Origin of the sequence: Priestia sp. SIMBA_032 (assembly GCF_046535215.1) — a bacterium.
Lineage (GTDB): Bacteria > Bacillota > Bacilli > Bacillales > Bacillaceae_H > Priestia > Priestia aryabhattai.
Genome location: NZ_JAWRXD010000016.1, coordinates 47,318 through 66,087, shown reverse-complemented (window position 1 = coordinate 66,087; position 18,770 = coordinate 47,318). Strand labels below are relative to the sequence as shown.

Annotated in this window: 17 protein-coding genes and 1 pseudogene; 9 read left to right on the top strand and 9 right to left on the bottom strand. The window is 33.3% G+C overall.

All coding sequences use genetic code 11. The features are described 5' to 3' along the window. Positions 1 to 30: 30 nt before the first annotated feature. Positions 31 to 1,197 carry a Gfo/Idh/MocA family protein gene (locus SB717_RS26930; protein ID WP_074682862.1) on the bottom strand — a complete coding sequence of 389 codons (1,167 nt, stop codon included), beginning with the start codon at positions 1,195 to 1,197 and terminating at the stop codon, positions 31 to 33. Positions 1,198 to 1,554: 357 nt separating this feature from the next. On the opposite strand from SB717_RS26930, the gene SB717_RS26925 reads away from it, so the two are divergent. The 6 genes from SB717_RS26925 (at position 1,555) to SB717_RS26900 (ending at position 8,417) form a co-directional block, all read left to right on the top strand. Then, positions 1,555 to 2,232 (top strand): GntR family transcriptional regulator, encoded by a 678-nt coding sequence (locus SB717_RS26925; RefSeq protein WP_081350985.1) that lies wholly within the window; start codon positions 1,555 to 1,557, stop codon positions 2,230 to 2,232. Between the two features lie 39 nt (positions 2,233 to 2,271). Further along, on the top strand, positions 2,272 to 3,369 hold the full coding sequence (uxuA, locus tag SB717_RS26920; protein ID WP_410905549.1) for a mannonate dehydratase: 1,098 nt from the start codon (positions 2,272 to 2,274) through the stop codon (positions 3,367 to 3,369). Further along, positions 3,363 to 4,217 carry an SDR family oxidoreductase gene (locus tag SB717_RS26915; RefSeq protein ID WP_410905547.1) on the top strand — a complete coding sequence of 285 codons (855 nt, stop codon included), beginning with the start codon at positions 3,363 to 3,365 and terminating at the stop codon, positions 4,215 to 4,217. The genes uxuA and SB717_RS26915 overlap by 7 nt, the downstream gene beginning before the upstream one ends. A gap of 83 nt (positions 4,218 to 4,300) precedes the next feature. Continuing rightward, positions 4,301 to 5,854 (top strand): MFS transporter, encoded by a 1,554-nt coding sequence (locus SB717_RS26910; protein ID WP_303534290.1) that lies wholly within the window; start codon positions 4,301 to 4,303, stop codon positions 5,852 to 5,854. A gap of 1,618 nt (positions 5,855 to 7,472) precedes the next feature. Continuing rightward, positions 7,473 to 7,670, top strand: coding sequence for an IDEAL domain-containing protein (locus tag SB717_RS26905; RefSeq protein ID WP_074682866.1), 198 nt, complete (start codon positions 7,473 to 7,475; stop codon positions 7,668 to 7,670). 276 nt (positions 7,671 to 7,946) lie between these two features. Next, entirely contained in the window at positions 7,947 to 8,417 is a 471-nt protein-coding gene (locus SB717_RS26900; protein WP_074682877.1) for a DinB family protein, read from the top strand. Positions 8,418 to 8,497: 80 nt separating this feature from the next. Here the strand turns inward: SB717_RS26900 and SB717_RS26895 are convergent, their stop codons facing one another. The 4 genes from SB717_RS26895 to SB717_RS26880 form a co-directional block, all read right to left on the bottom strand. Further along, the gene (locus tag SB717_RS26895) at positions 8,498 to 9,409 is read right to left on the bottom strand and encodes a DMT family transporter (protein ID WP_410905545.1); all 912 of its coding nucleotides are present in this window, start codon (positions 9,407 to 9,409) and stop codon (positions 8,498 to 8,500) included. Then, on the bottom strand, positions 9,399 to 9,797 hold the full coding sequence (locus tag SB717_RS26890) for a MerR family transcriptional regulator (RefSeq protein ID WP_410905543.1): 399 nt from the start codon (positions 9,795 to 9,797) through the stop codon (positions 9,399 to 9,401). Before SB717_RS26890 ends, SB717_RS26895 begins: the two co-directional genes overlap by 11 nt. Positions 9,798 to 9,928: 131 nt before the next feature. Beyond that, positions 9,929 to 10,768, bottom strand: a complete 840-nt coding sequence (locus SB717_RS26885; RefSeq protein WP_074682869.1) for an MBL fold metallo-hydrolase — start codon at positions 10,766 to 10,768, stop codon at positions 9,929 to 9,931. Positions 10,769 to 10,981: 213 nt separating this feature from the next. Further along, a complete protein-coding gene (locus SB717_RS26880; protein WP_410905541.1) occupies positions 10,982 to 11,977 on the bottom strand; it encodes a glycerophosphodiester phosphodiesterase family protein in 996 nt (331 codons plus the stop codon). Positions 11,978 to 12,296: 319 nt separating this feature from the next. Between SB717_RS26880 and SB717_RS26875 the strand changes: the two genes are divergently transcribed. After that, positions 12,297 to 12,719 (top strand): hypothetical protein, encoded by a 423-nt coding sequence (locus SB717_RS26875; protein WP_410905539.1) that lies wholly within the window; start codon positions 12,297 to 12,299, stop codon positions 12,717 to 12,719. A gap of 12 nt (positions 12,720 to 12,731) precedes the next feature. Continuing rightward, a complete protein-coding gene (locus SB717_RS26870; RefSeq protein ID WP_410905537.1) occupies positions 12,732 to 15,158 on the top strand; it encodes a molybdopterin oxidoreductase family protein in 2,427 nt (808 codons plus the stop codon). 411 nt (positions 15,159 to 15,569) lie between these two features. On the opposite strand, the gene SB717_RS26865 is transcribed toward SB717_RS26870, so the two are convergent. The 3 genes from SB717_RS26865 to SB717_RS26855 all read right to left on the bottom strand — a co-directional run bounded on the left by SB717_RS26865 (position 15,570) and on the right by SB717_RS26855 (position 16,997). Further along, positions 15,570 to 16,064 carry a YflT domain-containing protein gene (locus SB717_RS26865; RefSeq protein ID WP_074682715.1) on the bottom strand — a complete coding sequence of 165 codons (495 nt, stop codon included), beginning with the start codon at positions 16,062 to 16,064 and terminating at the stop codon, positions 15,570 to 15,572. A gap of 142 nt (positions 16,065 to 16,206) precedes the next feature. Beyond that, positions 16,207 to 16,512 (bottom strand): MTH1187 family thiamine-binding protein, encoded by a 306-nt coding sequence (locus SB717_RS26860; protein ID WP_074682717.1) that lies wholly within the window; start codon positions 16,510 to 16,512, stop codon positions 16,207 to 16,209. Between the two features lie 77 nt (positions 16,513 to 16,589). Continuing rightward, complete coding sequence (locus tag SB717_RS26855; protein WP_410905559.1) at positions 16,590 to 16,997, bottom strand: CBS domain-containing protein; 408 nt, start codon at positions 16,995 to 16,997, stop codon at positions 16,590 to 16,592. Between the two features lie 240 nt (positions 16,998 to 17,237). Here SB717_RS26855 and SB717_RS26850 point away from each other — a divergent pair, with 240 nt between their 5' ends. Further along, the gene (locus tag SB717_RS26850) at positions 17,238 to 17,564 is read left to right on the top strand and encodes a YflT domain-containing protein (protein WP_410905535.1); all 327 of its coding nucleotides are present in this window, start codon (positions 17,238 to 17,240) and stop codon (positions 17,562 to 17,564) included. A gap of 85 nt (positions 17,565 to 17,649) precedes the next feature. Here the strand turns inward: SB717_RS26850 and SB717_RS26845 are convergent. Further along, positions 17,650 to 18,278 (bottom strand): annotated as a pseudogene (locus SB717_RS26845) (flavodoxin family protein). Positions 18,279 to 18,770 lie beyond the last annotated feature (492 nt).

The following is an 18,770-nucleotide window of genomic DNA, read 5'->3' as shown; positions in this document are numbered from 1 at the left end:
TTTAATACCTACAACTTAATAACGCTAGACTCATATTTTCTCGTAATTTCCTCCAACGGTTATCGTATCGTCTGAAAAATTTTCTACACTGCTTTGTTTTTCATAAAAATGCTTAACATTCGCGAGCATTCCTTCGCGTGTATAAAAAGGATCGTCTGCTAAAAGAGGCAGTTTTACATTAACACCTAGGTTTGCAGATTTATAGATGGCTGTAATAAGTTCTAGTGTTTTTCTTCCTTCTGTTCCATCAATTAGAAGCTTCTGGTTACCATTGATAGCCATTAAAAAATTATTTATTTGTCCTTTATGCCCTTCAAATAGTAATTCCGGATATTGATTAAAAGCTTCCTGAATACGATTTTCTAAATCCTCATCATTTTTCTCTTGAGGAAACCCATTTTCTTTAGCTATTTGAGCATTTACTTTCCATGGGACAGATACTCTAGCTTTTTCACCTTGAAAAATTAGTTGTTGTTCTTCTCCATGATGAACAACAGAACTTGTTACTTGTGCTAAGCTACCATTTCCATAGCGAAGTACAGCGATAGAAAGGTCTTCGACCTCTGCATTATCATGCAAGGTATTACTAGTTGCTGCAAAAATGTCAGTTGGCAACCCTAACATCCATTGCAACATGTCAATATGATGAACAGCATGATTAAGTGTACAACCTCCACCTTCTTTTTCCCATGTACCGCGCCACCATAAATCATAATAACTATGACCACGCCACCAAAAGGAATCAACTTGAGTATGAGCGATTTTTCCAATTAGGTTTTGATCAAGGACATGTTTTAATCTCATAATGGGAGTCATAAACCTGTTTTGAGCAACAACGGATAAAAGCTTCTGGCTTTCAATAGATGCTTTTATCATTTCGTCACATTCTTTTAGAGAAGAAGCCATAGGTTTTTCTACTAAGACATGTTTGCCTGCTTTAAGAAAATCGATGGCAATGGTTGCGTGCATATAAGGAGGTGTACAAATGGAAACGGCATCAATAGTAGGATCATTCAATAACTCTTGGTAGTTAGCGACAACCCGTGCTTCCAGGTTATATTTTGTTACTGCAGACATTGCTTTTTCAGGATAAATATCAGCTAAAGCTACAATTTTACTAATTTCAGGCATTGCAAGATAAGCCTCGATATGGGCAGTTGCAATAGATCCAGTTCCTATAATTGCGATGTTGGACATATAAATCTTTCCCTTCTGTAAGAAGATAAATTTTTACTTTTAATAACTAGATAACGCTTTCAAAAAAATTAATGATTCAACTAACTTATAGAGAAAATTACCATTAGTTTTATTAATATTCTAGTTATACTAGTATGGTAGCTCAAAAACATTATAACTCAATTTTTTTGAATTTTGTACACTTTTTTGAATTTTCTTTTTCATACCCTCAACTATTATTATTGAAAATGGCTTTACATAGTTGGAATCCTCAAGATTTATAAATGCTCACAGTACAAATATTCAGAAAAATTAAATTAATATCTACCATTCTAATGTACTTGTATGGTAGTATGTTAGAGAAAGGAGATTAGAATAATGAATATTGATTTAAAAAACCAAAACCTCTCTACTAGGGAACAAGTTTACAATATGCTAAAAGATCAAATATTAAGCCTGAAGCTTCCACCTGGGACAAATATTTCTGAAAAAGAAATATCAGTTCAATTTAATGTTAGTCGGACTCCTGTAAGAGAAAGCTTTTTAAAATTATCTCAAGAAGGATTATTAAGTATCTATCCTCAACGAGGTACATTTGTTTCTTTAATTGATTTGAACCTTGTGGAGGAAGCACGGTTTATGCGAGAACATCTCGAGAAGGCAGTTATTAGACTAGCCTGTCAGGAATTTTCTGAAGAGTTGATTATTGATTTAGATATGAATTTAAGTATGCAAAAAATTTGCGTTAAGAAAAAAGACTATAAAAAAATGTTTGAATTAGATGAGGAGTTTCATAGAACTATTTTCAAACGGTGTAAAAAAGAAAAAACATGGTTAGTTATTCAACAAATGAATGTACACTTTAATAGGAGTCGTATGTTAAGGCTAGTAACAGATTATAATTGGGATAATATTTTTTCTCAACATGTAAATATCTTCAAAGCTATACAAGATCAAGATGCTAATAAAGCTGAAAAAATCATGGAAGAGCATTTAAAAATTGCACTTGTTGATAAAGAATTATTGAAGAAAGAATATCCAAATTATTTTAAATAAAAAATAGGTTGTTACTTATATTTTTAGGGGTGATGGTAGATGAGGATGACATTTAGATGGTTTGGAGAAGGAAATGACACTATAACACTGGAACAAATAAAGCAGATTCCAGGAGTGGAAGGAATTGTTTGGGCACTGCATGATGTGCCCGTAGGAGAAGAGTGGCCAATAGAAAGAATTTTAGAAATAAAAAAATTAGCTGATAAACATAACCTTCATATTGAAGTGGTTGAAAGCGTGAATGTTCATGAAGACATTAAGCTCGGACTCCCAACTAGAGATCGATACATAGAAAATTATAAGAAAACAATTCAGAAGCTAGCAAAGGTGGGTGTTAAAGTCATATGTTATAACTTTATGCCTGTATTTGATTGGATACGTACAGATTTAAATAAAACACTTTCTGATGGATCTACAGCTCTATTTTATGAACATAGTCGAATTAAAGATATTGATCCGAAAGACTTAGTAAATAAAATTAGTGAGAACTCGAGTTTAACCATGCCGGGTTGGGAACCAGAGAGGTTAAATCACCTTCACCAACTTTTTGAAGCCTACAGAAATATAACAGAAGATGATTTATGGGCCAACTTGAAATATTTTTTAGATCAGGTTATTCCAATTGCAGAACTTAATGATATTAAATTGGCTATTCATCCTGACGACCCACCTTGGCCTGTCTTTGGTCTACCGCGAATAGTAACTAACCAAAAAAACATCAGAAAAATTTTACAACTAAATAGTAGCCCATATAATTGTATAACGCTCTGTACAGGATCTTTAGGAGCGAACTTGGAAAATGATTTAGTTTCTATGATTCACGAATTTATTGATAGAATACCATTTACTCATATAAGAAATGTACGTGTATATGATAACGGGGACTTTGTTGAAACATCGCATCGATCAAAAGATGGATCAGTAGACGTTTCAGCCATTATACATGCGTATAATGAAAACAGATTCAAAGGTTATTGTAGACCCGATCATGGAAGACACATTTGGGATGAACAATGTAGGCCTGGATATGGTCTTTATGATAGAGCACTTGGAATTATGTATTTGTGGGGAGCTTGGGATGCTTTAAAACATAAAAATTCTGTACTACAAGAAGCAAAGGTGGAAACTACATGGTAAACATACAAGAAAATAAAAATTTAGATGGTAAAGTAGCTGTAATAACAGGGGGGAGTGGAGTACTTTGCAGTGCCATGGCAAAGGAACTTGCTAGACATGGCGTGTCTGTGGCTATTTTAAATAGAACAGTCGAAAAGGGTGAAAAGGTAGCCGAAGAAATTAACCTTATGGGTGGGAAAGCGATTGCTATTAAATGCGATGTTATGAATAAAGATAGTGTTGAACAAGCCGAGAAGATTGTAACAGAGGAATTAGGCACGTGTACAATATTGATAAATGGAGCTGGTGGTAACCACTCAAGTGCAAATACAACCAACGAAATATTTCAAACAGAAGACCTTACTAATCCTAAGTTAAATACTTTTTTTCACTTAAGTACAGATAGTGTGCAAAATGTATTTGATTTAAATTTTATGGGAACTTTCATTCCTACACAAATTTTCACTAAAAATATGGTTAATCAAAAGGGAGCAGTTGTAATCAATATGTCATCTATGAGTGCCCCTTCTCCAATGACTAAAGTACCTGCTTATAGCGCAGCAAAAGCAGCAATTGAAAATTTCACTAAATGGTTAGCTGTTCATATGGCTGAGGCAGGAATTAGAGTAAATGCAATTGCACCGGGCTTCTTTTTAACCTCACAAAATAAGAACCTTTTACTAAATAAAGAAGGAAACTATACAGAAAGGTCTCATAAGATTATTTCGAACACACCAATGAGAAGATTTGGTACGCCAGAAGATCTTCTTGGCACTCTATTATGGCTTGTTGATGATAATATGTCAGCGTTTGTTACTGGAGTGACAATTCCTGTTGATGGAGGTTTTATGGCGTATTCAGGTGTTTAATATTTTATATTCTTCCTTGTCATACATCATTATCTTATGTGTTTCTTTTAATTTATAAGTAGGCTTGGAAAGGAGAAATAAGAATGCGTACTGAGAGCAGGAAACTAACACTCAAAAATTATATTGGCTATGGAACAATGGATTTATTTGGAGGGGGAGCATTCGCTATAATAGGCGCATGGATGTTATATTTTTTCATTACATATTGTGGTCTTACCCCTGTTGAAGCTGGATCTATTATTGCGATTGCTCGTATTATTGATGCTATAGCAAGCCCACTTATGGGCCATATCACTGATAATTTCGGTCGTACAAAACTTGGAAAAAAGTTTGGAAGACGCAGGTTCTTTTTACTAGTTGGAAGCCCTTTGATGGTTATTTATTCCCTTCTTTGGATTTCTGATATGAATTACTGGTACTATTTAACGGTTTATATTTTGTTAGAATTCCTTGCAGCAATGGTATTAATTCCATTTGAAACACTTGGAGCTGAAATGACTAATGATTTTAATGCACGGACCAAGCTCTCAACCATAAGATTAATCTATTCAGGGTTAGGAACATTTTTAGCTACCTTTATTCCAGGTAGATTATTCGAAATATTCGGAAAAGATTCACCTCAAGTTTTTCTTTACAACGGAATTATCTTCACCTTTATTTTTATGGCTGCATTATTAATTACACATAGAACAACATGGGAACGTAAAATAGAAGAAGACATTATAGAGCCTTATAGTGTAGAAAAAGTACCTGCTATAGAATCCATAAATAAATTCATCATTGACTTAACATCTACTTTTAGAATTAGAAGTTTCCGTCAGCACCTCACTATGTATATTTGTTCGTTTACAGCCATGGATATTTTAAACGCTGTCTTTGTCTACTTTGTTGTATTTTCTTTAAATAAAGACGCAGTATTGGCATCCGATTTATTATCTATTGGTTCATTACTTCAAATGTTATGTACATTATTGTTTGGTTGGCTCGTTATTAAAATAGGTCCTGCACCATCTTTGAAAATATCTTATATTGCTATTATTACATGTATAAGTGGTTATATATTCTTATACTTCACACAACCAACTTATATGATTATAGCGCTGTATGCTTTCTCCGTTATTCTAGGGATCGGGAAGAGTGGATTATATTATATACCATGGAATATTTACACTTTCATCCCTGATGTAGATGAAATGGTAACCCGTAAAAGAAGAGAAGGAATATTTGCTGGTATTATGACTTTTACACGCAAGAGTACAACAGCTTTAGCTACATTCTTGGTAGGAGTTATTTTACAGGAAAGTGGATTCGTTGCAAGTGCGACGACACAGTCTACTACAGCAATAAATGGGATTGTAGGTATTCTGTTTTTCGGAACTGTAGGGCTAGTCGCTATTAGTTTAGTTATTTCATTTAGATTTAAATTGTCTAAGAAAACTCATTCCATTATGATTAGTGAAATTAATAGGTTAAAGAACAATGGTTCAATGGAACAGGCTGATGAAGAAACAAGAAGTGTTTTGAAAGCGCTAACAGGTTGGGAATACGAGAAACTCTGGGGTAATAATGACGTAGGATATCAGCATAAGCCCAATAATTTTGAGCAACCAGATTTTAAACAGCGTGACATTAACTAACTCTTGGTGTTAGTTGAAAACTAAAGCTCAATTAAATAGTACTTCCATAGGTACTGCAAATTTGCCTATCATTTTTATAATGATTTTGTAAAATAACAGAGGAAAAGCCGCCATTGATAGTGAATAATAATTTCATTTCAAACGATTATAGAAGGAGTAATCAGCATGAATTCTCCTAATAACTTAGTTTTGAAAAGACATTTGCAAATTATTTTTTATTTAAGTTTTTTTCTTTTCTTATACTTTTATTTCAAATATAGTTTTCCATATTATTTAACTAAGTATTGTTTCCTCAATTGTTTAATGACTGGGACATCTTTTCTAGTTCGAGATTCAAAAAGGTATAAAGAAAAAAAGCATTCGTAAAGGAAAAAGAAACTTGTTAAAAGGAAATAAATTCTTTTAACAAGTTTTTTCTATTTTTGATAAACAAGAAAACAAAATATATATATAGTTCGTTAATTAATGTATAACTACATGATTTGAAATAATTATATAAACTTATTTCTTATTATATATCAATCAATTTTCCACTTGGTATTTTAAGAAATTGTTCTATTCCTAATAGAATAATAGGAAATTCATAATCATTTAACGTTATTTTAAATAATATAATTTTTATTAAAAATACAAATTAAACTTATTTATCATAAAGAATTAAATATAAAAACTCTTTTATAAAAAAATAAAGTTTATATATTTACACTTCATGAGGGCAAATAGAATGATTTTCCTCGTTAAATGTATGTATATATGGTTTTCTTTGATGATATAGCTAACGTTTCCATAATATCTTTAATGGTAATGATTTTACTAGTATTATCAATTATATAACACACTTCATTTATTTATGTTGTCTAATAATCTATTATATTATATTAATACAAAGTTACACATTAAAAGTTTTTATTGCAGATGTATAAAACGTATAACTAACTTATAAAAAAATAAGTTATATCATTTACTCTTAATGATGACAAATAGGCAATTTTTCTACAAGGTATGTAATAAGTAACACTATTTTTAATAAAATAAAGTTAGGTATTACTCTAATGAATAAAATTAAATTACTTTTATATAGAAAACACTATACCTTTATCATTTATATTATTTGTTATAAAACAGAATTAAATATATATTATAAGTAGAGAAATACTTTATTTGTCGTCAATTTAAGTAAATAATATAATTTTAATTTTTATAAAAGTGTTTATACATTTACATCTATATATAAAATTAATTTACTATTTAACTTTAATAAAGATTACGTTAATAAAATCTCTCTGAAGTTAAATAGTTATAAATTTTCTTTTAAGTTATTATGAATACAAAAATTTCTTTGGAGGTAAAGAGAAAATCGATTGATATATATTAAAAGGTAAAAATGTTTATTTGTTGTCTCTAAGTATAGATAGTAAAGCATTAATCTTCATGATTTAATTTTTATCTTTTTTCAGCTAATTGAAGACATATGAAAAATATCTAAAAAGAATATAGGAGCGTAATTACGCATATTACATATTATTCTATGTCTCACTTCATCTATCAACCTTGCATAAAAAAAGTGCAAAAGGGAATACTGTTTGCAAAAGAGAAAAGATAAAGGGGTTGACGTTTTATGGAAAATAATGTGCTTAATGAAATGAATCAAGTTGATCCAAATTTACGCGATGAAATGTTGGCTGAACTGTTTTTAGATCAAATGATGAATGACTTCAAAAGAAGTAAGATTCTCGAAAAAATTGATCAGTCCTTAAAGAATAAAGATAAAGAAGCTTTTTTATGTTTAACAGAGAAACTTAAATCCATACTTTGATCAAGGAGATATTATTATAATAGAAGAAACTTATAAAAAAACCTTTACGTGTTGTGTTTAGTAAAGGTTTTTTCTTATAAAGAATTTAAAATTACTTTAATATTTATATATATTGTAGAAAAATCCTTCTATTAATAGATTATTAACGACAAGAGTAAATAAGTTATGTTAACTAGGTACAAATATTTTGAAGCACTAGAGGTACTTTAATTATATTCTTATCCCCCTATAGGTGGTATAATATGGATGATTGTATCAGTGAAAGGGGAGAAAGAGATGAACAAACTTGTATTCAAGCAATTTGAAATTGGAAGAGAGTACTTCCTCAAAATCATAGGAGCTGTTTCGGAGGATCAAACTGATGTGCAGCCAGATGGTTTTAACAACACAATTCATTGGCATACAGGTCATGTTTTGACAGTTACAGAACAAACTATGTTTGGTTTTCCTCATGCAACAACCCATCTTCCAGCAAATTATATGGAATTGTTCGGAAATGGTACGAAACCAGCCGATTGGACGGGGGATGTACCTACTATGGATGAGCTTAAGATCCAACTAAAAGACCAATTGGCTCGTATTCAGCAAATTCCTGCTGAACAGCTAAACAATAACTTGGAAAAGCCATTTCTGGGATGTAAAACCTTTGGAGAGCTGGCGGGTGTTACACTGATGCATGAAGCAACTCATATGGGCCAGATTCAGGCAATGAAGCGAATAATTGAACATGTGGGTGTGAAAAATTGAATTTGAAAAAAATGATATAACAAAGTTACCGGAGATAATAAAGCCTATATATTTTTTATATAGGCTTTAGCAGTTCATCGTTATATTGAAGCCGAAACTTTTTGTTTTCTTCTCAAGTTTAAGAAGCCAGAAGCTGTTAAAACACCTAAAATAACTAAACATGTACCTATTACTTGAGGTAATGTAATAAGGGATCCGGTTAAAATAGAAAGAATCATGGTGACGACTGGAACTAAATTAAAAAATAAAGATGTATTACTTGCGCCAATTGTAGCCATTCCCTTATTCCACCACAGATAGCCTAATACACTTGTAAATAGAGCCATAAAGAGAATAGCTCCCCAAGCTGACCATGTAACGTGAGACAAAGGCAGAGAGCTTGGTGAAAAAGCTGTTAAGACTAAAAGAAAAAGAGAACCAACAATCATTGTATAAGTAGTTGTCTCCATTGAAGAACTACCCTTTAAATATTTTCTTCCTAATACACCATATAAAGCCCAACATAAGTTCCCTGTTAAGATTAGTAAATCACCTTTAGAAATAGATAGTGTTTGAATAATTTTTAACGAACCTTGCGTAAGGACAAGAATAACGCCTACTAAAGCAAAGGATATACCCAACATTTGCTGTTTTGTAATGGGATTCTTTAAAATAAAATAAGCAAAAAGTGCAGTTGCAAGAGGGTTAGTTCCCATGATGAGAGCCCCGTTTAAAGGTGAAGTGTATTGCATTCCTAAAAAGAAAAAAGCATTGAACCCAAAGATTCCTATGATGCCAAGTAAGATATACATTTTCCAATAGTTCTTAATGGCTTTTGACTTTATTTGTTTTTGTAATCCTAATATAAGAACCATAACGAGTGCAGCAATACCAAATCGCCATGCTGCAGAACTTGCAGGGGAGAAATACTGAACGGCATACTTAGCTAGGTTGAACGTAGCACCTGTAAATATAGCGAAGCCTATCAACATAAGGTATATTTTACTTTTCATCTTCCAAATCTCCAATCATTGTTTCGTACACCTCTAATTTCTCTCTTGTCACCTTCATAACAGTTTCAATCTCTTGTTTTTGCTTCTCTAAAAGAAGTAAGTGTTTGTTTAAAATATCCGCCCTCGTTTGAATCTTTTTTAATTGAATAGCTACAGAATCAATTTTTTCCAGGAGGCATCCATCTTTTGAAAATTCCTGGATATCTTCCAAAGACATCCCTGTTTGTTTTAACATTTTCATAAATTTGAGAAGGCGAATTTCACCTTCCGTATATCTTCTTTTTCCACCTTTTCTTAATGGTGGAGTTAATAACCTAATCTTTTCATAATAACGTAACGTATGAGCTGTGAATCCTGTTTTCGTAGCAACTTCAGATATACTATACATTTCCATTTCCTCCTTTCTTTACATGTTACAACTTAGAGTTAGCTCTAAGTCAACGATTAATTTGTAAACAATAAAAAAAGCCCAGATTTTTTCTGAGCCTCTTCGTTTAATTAACATAATGGATTTTCCACTTAAACATATTCTAGTCGTAAACCTACCCCAACTTCTTCTATATCAGCAACTCGAGAGAGCGCTATCTTAGAATGTAGATCCGTACAATGAGAAGCGTGTAGCTTATTAGGACCAAGTTCTTCTATATATTTTACGGTATTATCTAGTTGAAAGTCTGAGGGATCCAATAAATGAAATCCCCCTATAACATCTGCTATTCTTTCTTCACTACATACCTCTTTTGCATACTCAATAATGTTACATATCCCCGAATGAGCACAACCTACCATAATAACTAACCCTTCAGATGATTTATAAACTAACGCAGTATCATCAAAAATAAAATCGTCAAATTCTTCTTTTTCAGTGCTAACTTTTCCAATAGATTCTTTGCCCTCAAAGTTAAATTTTCTTTTAATTTCACCCAAAAACACTAATTTATCAGTCAGCCAAAATGGTTGCTTAGATAAGTTAATAGGGAAATGTTTGCTTAATTTATGGTAAGATAAGACGCTCCCTATCTCGCTTACTGAATCAAGTAATTTGCTTTCAAAAACTAACGGATGACCAATGATTGTAGGGGTATGATGAGCTAAAGCCTCATTTTTGGCTTCCATATGTAGGCTAATTAAATGTGTAAGGCCCCAAGTATGGTCGACATGTCCATGTGATAAGGCTATCCAATCTAAGTTCCTTAAATCAATTCTCATCTTCTCTGCATTTCTTATAAAAGCATCGGAATAGCCAGTATCAAATAAAATTCGTTTATCGTCTTCCTCAATAAAGAATGAAAATGCTGGCTCTCCTAAGAAGTAGCGATCAATCAACGTATTATTATCTACAAGTACTGATAATTTCATATAAATATCCACCTTTTTTGTGATTTCCATATATTATAACTAAATTAAGGAAATTATTGTTAACAAACAAAAGGGAATCTGTTTTTAAGTGGCATAAGACATACCTATTTAGTCCACATAATGTACCTTCTAGGAAACATAAATAAGAAAAGCAATTGGAATAAAAACCAATTGCCTCATTGCTGTTATTTAATTGCTTCAATGATTCTAAAATTACTCTTTATTCGTCTTATAGTAATCTCCTATTTTATCAATACGATTGGTCCATATTCCTCCTGAATAACCATTTGGAAGTCTTTTTAAATCTTGAATAGAATCAAAACCAGTTGAAAACTCGCTTCCATTTCCTCCTACGATAATTGTTCGAGTATTTACATCATCCATTCGATTTAAAAAACGACTTGGCCATCCCCATAGAAAAGGCCCAATCTTTTCTGGTATATGTAATTCTGTATTTTCACATGCCTTTGGTACGTACCCCGTCCAACCTGTTGCTATGTATGGGATAAGACAATCTTTCATAGTCGCTTTGGACATAACCTTTAGGTTGGGCATTTCCTTTTTTAATGAATCAATGGGTTCTTCTCCGCCATAAACGGTTATATTTTTTAAACGATTCTTGGAAAATTGTGATAAATACTTAGCTAATTGTTTTCCTTCCTTAGGATCATTACTTTTCACATGAATAAGAAATGCTTGGTGAGGAAAATGCTCCATTACTTCATTCAGAGAAGGCATGAGGTTGACTCCCTTACCACGAAAAGGGTACGTTTTCCCTCCATCAGCTGTATATCCGTATCCAATATCTAATTTTTTTAACTCAGCCATTGTATAATCCCTTGTAACGCCTTTTCCATTTGTTCGACAATCTACTGTCCAATCATGAAATACTGCAAATTGATTGTCTTTTGTAATGTGAACATCAAGTTCAACCATATCAGCCCCATCTTCAAAAGCAGCTTCCATAGACGGAATGGTGTTTTCTAAAAAATTATGTTCAGGGTTGTAAATCCTTTCGGCTGTACACGTGTCATTTTGAATATCTTTCATCGTAAATGTTTGAGCGACGCCTCTATGAGCAAGCAGAAAAGGTTGACTCTCTCTTTCCTTAGCCAGTAAAGAACTATTATTTAAATAAATAAAAGCTATTACAATCAAAAAAACAATCCATGTAACTTTACGCTTAAACACTTTTTTTAAAAGCCTCATAATATCCTCCGGTTAGTCATCACATTTAATCTGTTTTCAATTCTGAATCATATAAGAAGTAATTATCATTTTCAATAGTTAAAATATGATAACTTCATAATAATTCTAGGATCATTACACCTAAAGATAATTTGATGCACTAATTTACGAACTAGTTAACATAAAACGTATTACGTTAACTAATGGCTCTACCCTATATTGATTGATTGATTTATTAAATTAGATATAACCCTATTTTTTTAGTAGATTATTCAAAAATTTGATTGGGTATAGAGAGAGTATATGCAATAAAACCCTAATGTCTGAAAGGTGTGAAAAAATGTCCGAGTTATTTCAATTATACTCACTTGTTTATGATCATAATCAAAAAGCATTAATAGAAACAAAAAACATAAATTATCCTCTCATTCAAATTTTAAGAGAAGCTCTCACAGAACAAGAAAATGTACTGAAAGAGCTTCTTCCCAAATTAAATCAAGCATCATTACTTATCAATGATATAAAAGAACCCATAACTATTCTTTATCACAATTATGATATTGTACATTCTATTTTTAGGGCATATGAAAGGGCTGTAAAGTGGATGGATAAAGGAAATCTTTCAACTGCTAACTATTTAAATAAATTATTACCTGAAATGAAAGTAAGTTTGGAGCAAGTCGGAGATACCCTTGAAACTATGTTTGGTTTTGAAACTATCAAATACGTTGTTCCATCATTTTATCTGAGCAAAGCCCGTTAGGAGGAATAGGAAATGAGTTGGGATAAAGAAAGAATTGATATGAACATCTACAGCCAAGGGGAAGTAGATAAATGGGTCTATAATACGTGTAATATCTGTTCAGTTGGCTGTGGCTGTTACATAGCAGTAAAAGATGAAAAAATTGTAGGAATTAAAGGGAATGGTAAACACCCTACAAATCGGGGACGACTTGGCCCAAAAGGGGAAAATCAATGGTATGCCAATAATAGCACCGATCGATTAGTGACGCCTTTAATACGTAATTCATCAGGAGAGCTTACTCCTGCAACATGGGACGAAGCAATGAACCTTATTGTTACAAAGACAAAGAAGTCACTAAAAGAAAAAGGGGCTAATAGTATTTCTATTTACTCAACAGGTCAGGGATTTTTAGAAGACTATTATACGTTAGCTAAAATAGGTAGGGCAGGATTACAGACTCATCTATTAGATGCAAATACAAGGCTTTGTACAGCTACAACTGAATTTTGTCTACTTCAATCGTTTGGTGCCGATGGAACGCCAGCTTCATTTGATGATATTGATGAAACAGATACCCTTATGCTATTTGGTCACAATATGGCAGAGACAGGAACTGTGTTATTCGAACGTATAATGCAGAGAAAAAAGAAAACTGGAAAGCCCTATCTCATTGTGGTAGACCCAAGAAAGACATTAACTGCACAAGAAGCTGATTTGCATTTGCAACTATATCCGGGAACCAATGTTGCATTACTGAATGGTCTAATCCACTTTATCTTACAGCAAGGAAATATTGATAACGAGTTTATTCAGAACTATACAATTGGCTTTGAAGACATGAAAGACTCTGTAAAAGAATGGACGCTGGAACAAACAGCAAAACAAACTGGGATTCCCTCTGACTTTTTAAAAGAAGCTTCGATTCGTTTAGGAAAGACAAACTCGCTGGTTACTACGACACTTCAAGGTACGTTTCAAAGTGCAGATGCTACAACGGCTTGTGTAGCAATCAATAACTTGCATTTAATTCGTGGCTTAATTGGTAAGCCTGGTTGCGGACCCTTACATATGGCTGGACAACCTAGTTCATCTGCCAATCGTACTGCCGGAGGTGTGGGAACATACCCGGGACAACGTAATTCCTCCAACCCTAAACATATCGAAGAAATAGCAAAGTTATGGAATATGGACCCTTTAACACTCCCTGTTGGTCCAGAAAAAGGTATTGAAGAACAAATAGAAATGATGGAAAAAGGGGAAATCGGGGTATTTTGGAATATTGGCACCAATCCTCTCGTTTCACTTCCCAATAGAAGAAGAGCAAAAAAAGCCTTAGAAAAAACGTTTGTCATTGTTCAAGACCCATTCCTAACTGAGACAGCAGCAGTAGCTGATGTTATCTTACCTGCAGCTTTATGGGGTGAAAAAGAGGGTACGATGGAAAACGCTGATCGTACAATTAACTTGCTGCGAAAAGCAGTTGATCCACCTAAAGGAGTAAAAGCAGACTTTTATATACTTTTAGATTTTGCAAGAAGAATGAACTTAACAGACAAGGATGGGAACCCATTAATTCGTTTTTCTATTCCTGAAGAATGTTTTGAAGAGTGGAAGCTTATCTCAAAAGGACGTCCTTGCGATATGACAGGCATTACCTATGAAAGGTTAGAAAAATATAATGGATTACGATGGCCAGTGAACAGTGAAAACCTTCATGGAACTACTCGATTATATTCAAATTTTGTATTTCCGACCCACTCTGAATATACACAAAGCTACACGAAAGATCAGTTTACAGGGAGAGCTCTGACAAAGGGGGAATTTGAATCGAAAAAGGCTGAAGGAAAAGCAATGATTCATCCGACACGATATTTACCTCCAGTGGAGCAACCAAATGAAGAGTACCCTCTCTGGCTTACAACTGGAAGGCTTGTATGGCATTGGCATACAAGGACAAAAACAGCTCGATCTCCTTTATTGCAATCAAAAGCTCCTCATGGCTACGTAGAAATTAATGAAGAGGATGCCAAAGATTTAGATCTTATCAATGGGGAGATCGTACGTATAACGTCACCGAGAGGATGGATAAAAGTACCTGCAAGAATAGGCAATGTTGTACAGAGAGGGCTTATCTTTGTACCATTCCATTATGGTAGCTGGACCACAAATGAAGCAGCAAACGAATTAACAGCTGATTTCACCGATCCTTTATCTAAACAGCCTATTTTTAAACAGTCAGCATGTAAAATAGAAAAAATAAGAAATGTACACCAACTAACAGCAGATGAAACGATTGAAACACTTGTAGAGTATTATGGTATTTCTAAGGAGAATTTGATGAAGGCTAATGGCCTAACTGAATTAAGCAATATAGGGGATGGGAGGCGTATAGAGGTTCCGTTATCTATAAATGATGTTCCCCTAACCCCTTATTTGCCAGATTATAAACGACTTTAAACTTTATAGGAATAAGAATAAGATTTTAGTTTAGTTGTCTTTGATTATTGATATGGGGAGAGACTCTCCACATCAATAATTTGAAGTGTTAATCCTTGCTTTATTCCTTTAAACAAACGTATTAACTATTAAATAAATGACAAAAATACCCATTTGTAAACTCTTTGTTCTTTGACTAATATATATAAAAACATTGTATTTGTCGTCAGTTAGAGTAATAAGTTTTCACATCTGGAGCATACTACTCGTGAAGTGTTTAAATTGTAAAATGCAAGGCTCTTATCTACGTACTATTTAACCTAAAAAAACTACTGACACACATATGCCAGTAGTTTTTTTATTTGTCTTACTCTCTGGGGTCAGGCCCATCATCTATTAGAGAACTCTTTTTATAAACTTTTTTATTCAAATTTAAAGAAATCTTCCGGATAGAGGTAGTTTTTGCTCTCTATTTTTACCAAACTGCTCTTTTTCATCAACGAGTACTAAGATATTTCCTTCTTTGACTGAGTTACCATAGTATTCAGCTTCATCTTTAGAAAGACCAATTTCAACAAGAGCTCCTGTTAATCCTCCAACTCCTGCACCCGTTACAGCGCCAGTTAACACGGCTGCAATGGGTCCCGCAGCAACAATCGGTCCTATTCCTGGAATAGCAAGTGCACCAGCTCCTACTAATAAACCTGTTAGCCCACCAAGAGCTCCACCAGTCAGGGCACCTGTTGCAATTCCATCAACCACTTCAGTATCTGTTTCCTCTGTTACTCTATCTACTTCTTTACGGTCTTGCCCAATGATGGAGATGTCACGTGTAGCGTATCCTTGGTTTTTAAGATCCTCCACAGCTGCAATGGCTTCTTGCTCAGATTTGTATATCCCTACAACTCTCTTTGCAGTTCGTTCCATTTTCATCTCCTCCTATTTCTTTTCTATTATTCATGTTCCCAAAGTATAAATATTAAAACTTCTACTTATGATAATCGCTATTATAGATAGAGAAAAACTAAAAATCCTTTTCGTTGAGTAGATTATCTTTTTTTACGTTATCCTAACTATGATGTAACGCATCCTCAACGATATTTATTTGATGGTTCATATCTGTTTTCTTATCTTTCCGGTGATCAATACGTATATTTGTGATAACTCGATTAGGACCACTTGAAATTGCCTCTTGATGTATTTCTTTTGCTACTTGCCATAATTGTTCAAGGTCCCCTTCTATTATGGTAGAAGTAGGTGTTACATCATAATGTAATTCCTTTCCCTTGAGCTTACGTACAGCGTTAATTACTTCTGAACTAAAACTTGTTGAATCTGTTCCAACAGGTATAATACTTATTTCTAACAAAGGCATAACGTATACTCCCTTCTCATATCCTTGTATTTTTAAAACTAAAAAACAGACAATTTATAGATAAAATCTCCTGATTTTTATTTAGTAGGTTCAGCAGGGACTGAAATGTCCTGAAGAGCTTTCCCAGCTTCTTTATTTGAAGCATTACTTACTGCTAAATCTCCTAAAGAAACCATTCCAATGAGTTTTCCATCATCTACGATAGGAAGTCTGCGTATTTGATATTGAGACATGATTTCCATAGCTTGTTCTACAGACGTATGTTTTGTACCAGTAATCACGTCCGTTGTTATCATTTCAGATATCTGCGTATTTGCATTAAAATTATTAGCTAATCCTTTGATAACTAAATCACGATCCGTTATTACTCCTATTAGCTTATTATCCTCGCAAATAGGAAGAACCCCCACATCTAGATTCTTCATCATGTTAGCTACCTCACCACAAGAACTTTTAAGATTGCACGTCTCAATATTTGAGGTCATTACTTCTGTTATGTTCATAATAATTCCTCCTTTATTGAATAATCGTCTTATTTTACTTCGTTCCCGTACAGCTCCTTCTAAAACATAAGCTTAAGTTTTAATAAACACAGCTTTAGATTTTAAGGAGAAGAAAATGAATTGTGAATTGGGGAATTTTATAGCATTTTATCAGTTAGTAAAAAAAGATTTTTATTTCTTGAAAATGGGTATATATCATTTAACTACAAAGGAGGGTTTTTTATGAAAAATGTAAGAGTAGTAGAAAACGGAGTCCAAGCAAAAGAGGCAATTGAACAATTTCTAAATCGAGGATACACAAAGGATGAAGTATATTTATTAGCTCATGATAAAAATCGTTCCAAAGATTTAACAGAAGCATTAGAGACGAACGATGTTGGTGTCTCAGAACAAGGCGCATTTGATTTAGTAGCCAATGTATTCCGATCTCGTGGAGATGAATTACGTTCTAAAATCGAATCTTTAGGTTTATCGGATGTTGAAGCTCAACAATATGAAAGAGAATTAGATCAAGGGCGTGTACTAGTAGTTGCAACCAAAGCAGGCTAACATAAAAAGGGAAACTTCTCATAAAAATAGTTACAGGGTGTATGTAAACGTATAAAAGAGGACCCGTTAATGGGATCCTCTTTTATTAACTATTGACTACATTTCCTTCAGCAGGAATTGGGTGACTTTTCAACAGTCTTGCAAAATGTATTAGATTATGAGCCATCATTTTCACATGTTGCATGGTGAAATCATTTTTATATCCTTCTGCCTCAATAAAGGATGGTCCCGGTCCTGCTTTCCCACCCAATACGTATCCACATTGGGAGGAATGGTAAAACCTATATGAGATAATGCGTAGATGATCGAACGTGAAACGTGTTTGGCACCATCCTCATTTCCCGTCACAACCACTCCACCTACTTTGTTGTAGTAAATATATTGACCCTCATCATTTGTTAGACTACTTCCGCCATAAAGTCTTTCTATAATTTGAGTAGTAATACTGCTTTGTTCACCTAGCCAAATAGGAGAGCCTATTAGTACAATATCTGCTTCCTTTACTTTATCAAAAATAGAAGGCCATTCATCTTCTTCATTTACTGCTTTTTCTGTAATTCCGTGTCCAATCTTATAGTCTGCCATGGTTATGACTTCGGTTTGCACCTCATTCTTATCAAATATCTTCACCACTTCGTCAATTAACGCACCTGTGTTTGAGACTTCAGAACCTTTCTTTAACGTACAATTAAGTGCAAGAGCTTTTAGCTTCATACTGATTTCCCAACTCCTTATAAACAAGTATTACTTTGGATATTCCCTCGTTGAAAAGAAAGAAACACGCAAATTTAGTAGGAATACGAGTCTTCAGGCGGCGGGTAAGTAAAGGGTGAGTGCTAGCAACTTTGCTATATTTACATTAGTTTATTTTTTTATGACCCTTTTTTAAAACTGATATAAAAACCATCATCAAAAAAATCCCATAGTTTTTTTCTATTATAGAATTTATACTGGATGGATTTTTAGTTCATTTTAAATCTCTAATTTTTTTGCCTTTTTATGATGTATGGGATATATACAGTTATTTAACATGATGAGCTTTCTCCACACCCATTTGATTTTATAATGAAAATTGGATATATAATCAAAATCGGTTGGTTATTGAATTTTTTAAATAAGCCAAGACAGGTTATAATGTCTTGGCTTATTTATATACTTATTTTATGATTGTAATAATTTTGAGGGAATTATCGATCGAAATATGAA

Bases quoted from the DNA above. Each gene is read 5' to 3' on its own strand.
- SB717_RS26930 (WP_074682862.1), bottom strand. From the start codon at position 1,197: ATGTCCAACATCGCAATTATAGGAACTGGATCTATTGCAACTGCCCAT.
- SB717_RS26925 (WP_081350985.1), top strand. From the start codon at position 1,555: ATGAATATTGATTTAAAAAACCAAAACCTCTCTACTAGGGAACAAGTT.
- uxuA (WP_410905549.1), top strand. From the start codon at position 2,272: ATGAGGATGACATTTAGATGGTTTGGAGAAGGAAATGACACTATAACA.
- SB717_RS26915 (WP_410905547.1), top strand. From the start codon at position 3,363: ATGGTAAACATACAAGAAAATAAAAATTTAGATGGTAAAGTAGCTGTA.
- SB717_RS26910 (WP_303534290.1), top strand. From the start codon at position 4,301: ATGCGTACTGAGAGCAGGAAACTAACACTCAAAAATTATATTGGCTAT.
- SB717_RS26905 (WP_074682866.1), top strand. From the start codon at position 7,473: ATGGAAAATAATGTGCTTAATGAAATGAATCAAGTTGATCCAAATTTA.
- SB717_RS26900 (WP_074682877.1), top strand. From the start codon at position 7,947: ATGAACAAACTTGTATTCAAGCAATTTGAAATTGGAAGAGAGTACTTC.
- SB717_RS26895 (WP_410905545.1), bottom strand. From the start codon at position 9,409: ATGAAAAGTAAAATATACCTTATGTTGATAGGCTTCGCTATATTTACA.
- SB717_RS26890 (WP_410905543.1), bottom strand. From the start codon at position 9,797: ATGTATAGTATATCTGAAGTTGCTACGAAAACAGGATTCACAGCTCAT.
- SB717_RS26885 (WP_074682869.1), bottom strand. From the start codon at position 10,768: ATGAAATTATCAGTACTTGTAGATAATAATACGTTGATTGATCGCTAC.
- SB717_RS26880 (WP_410905541.1), bottom strand. From the start codon at position 11,977: ATGAGGCTTTTAAAAAAAGTGTTTAAGCGTAAAGTTACATGGATTGTT.
- SB717_RS26875 (WP_410905539.1), top strand. From the start codon at position 12,297: ATGTCCGAGTTATTTCAATTATACTCACTTGTTTATGATCATAATCAA.
- SB717_RS26870 (WP_410905537.1), top strand. From the start codon at position 12,732: ATGAGTTGGGATAAAGAAAGAATTGATATGAACATCTACAGCCAAGGG.
- SB717_RS26865 (WP_074682715.1), bottom strand. From the start codon at position 16,064: ATGGAACGAACTGCAAAGAGAGTTGTAGGGATATACAAATCTGAGCAA.
- SB717_RS26860 (WP_074682717.1), bottom strand. From the start codon at position 16,512: ATGCCTTTGTTAGAAATAAGTATTATACCTGTTGGAACAGATTCAACA.
- SB717_RS26855 (WP_410905559.1), bottom strand. From the start codon at position 16,997: ATGACCTCAAATATTGAGACGTGCAATCTTAAAAGTTCTTGTGGTGAG.
- SB717_RS26850 (WP_410905535.1), top strand. From the start codon at position 17,238: ATGAAAAATGTAAGAGTAGTAGAAAACGGAGTCCAAGCAAAAGAGGCA.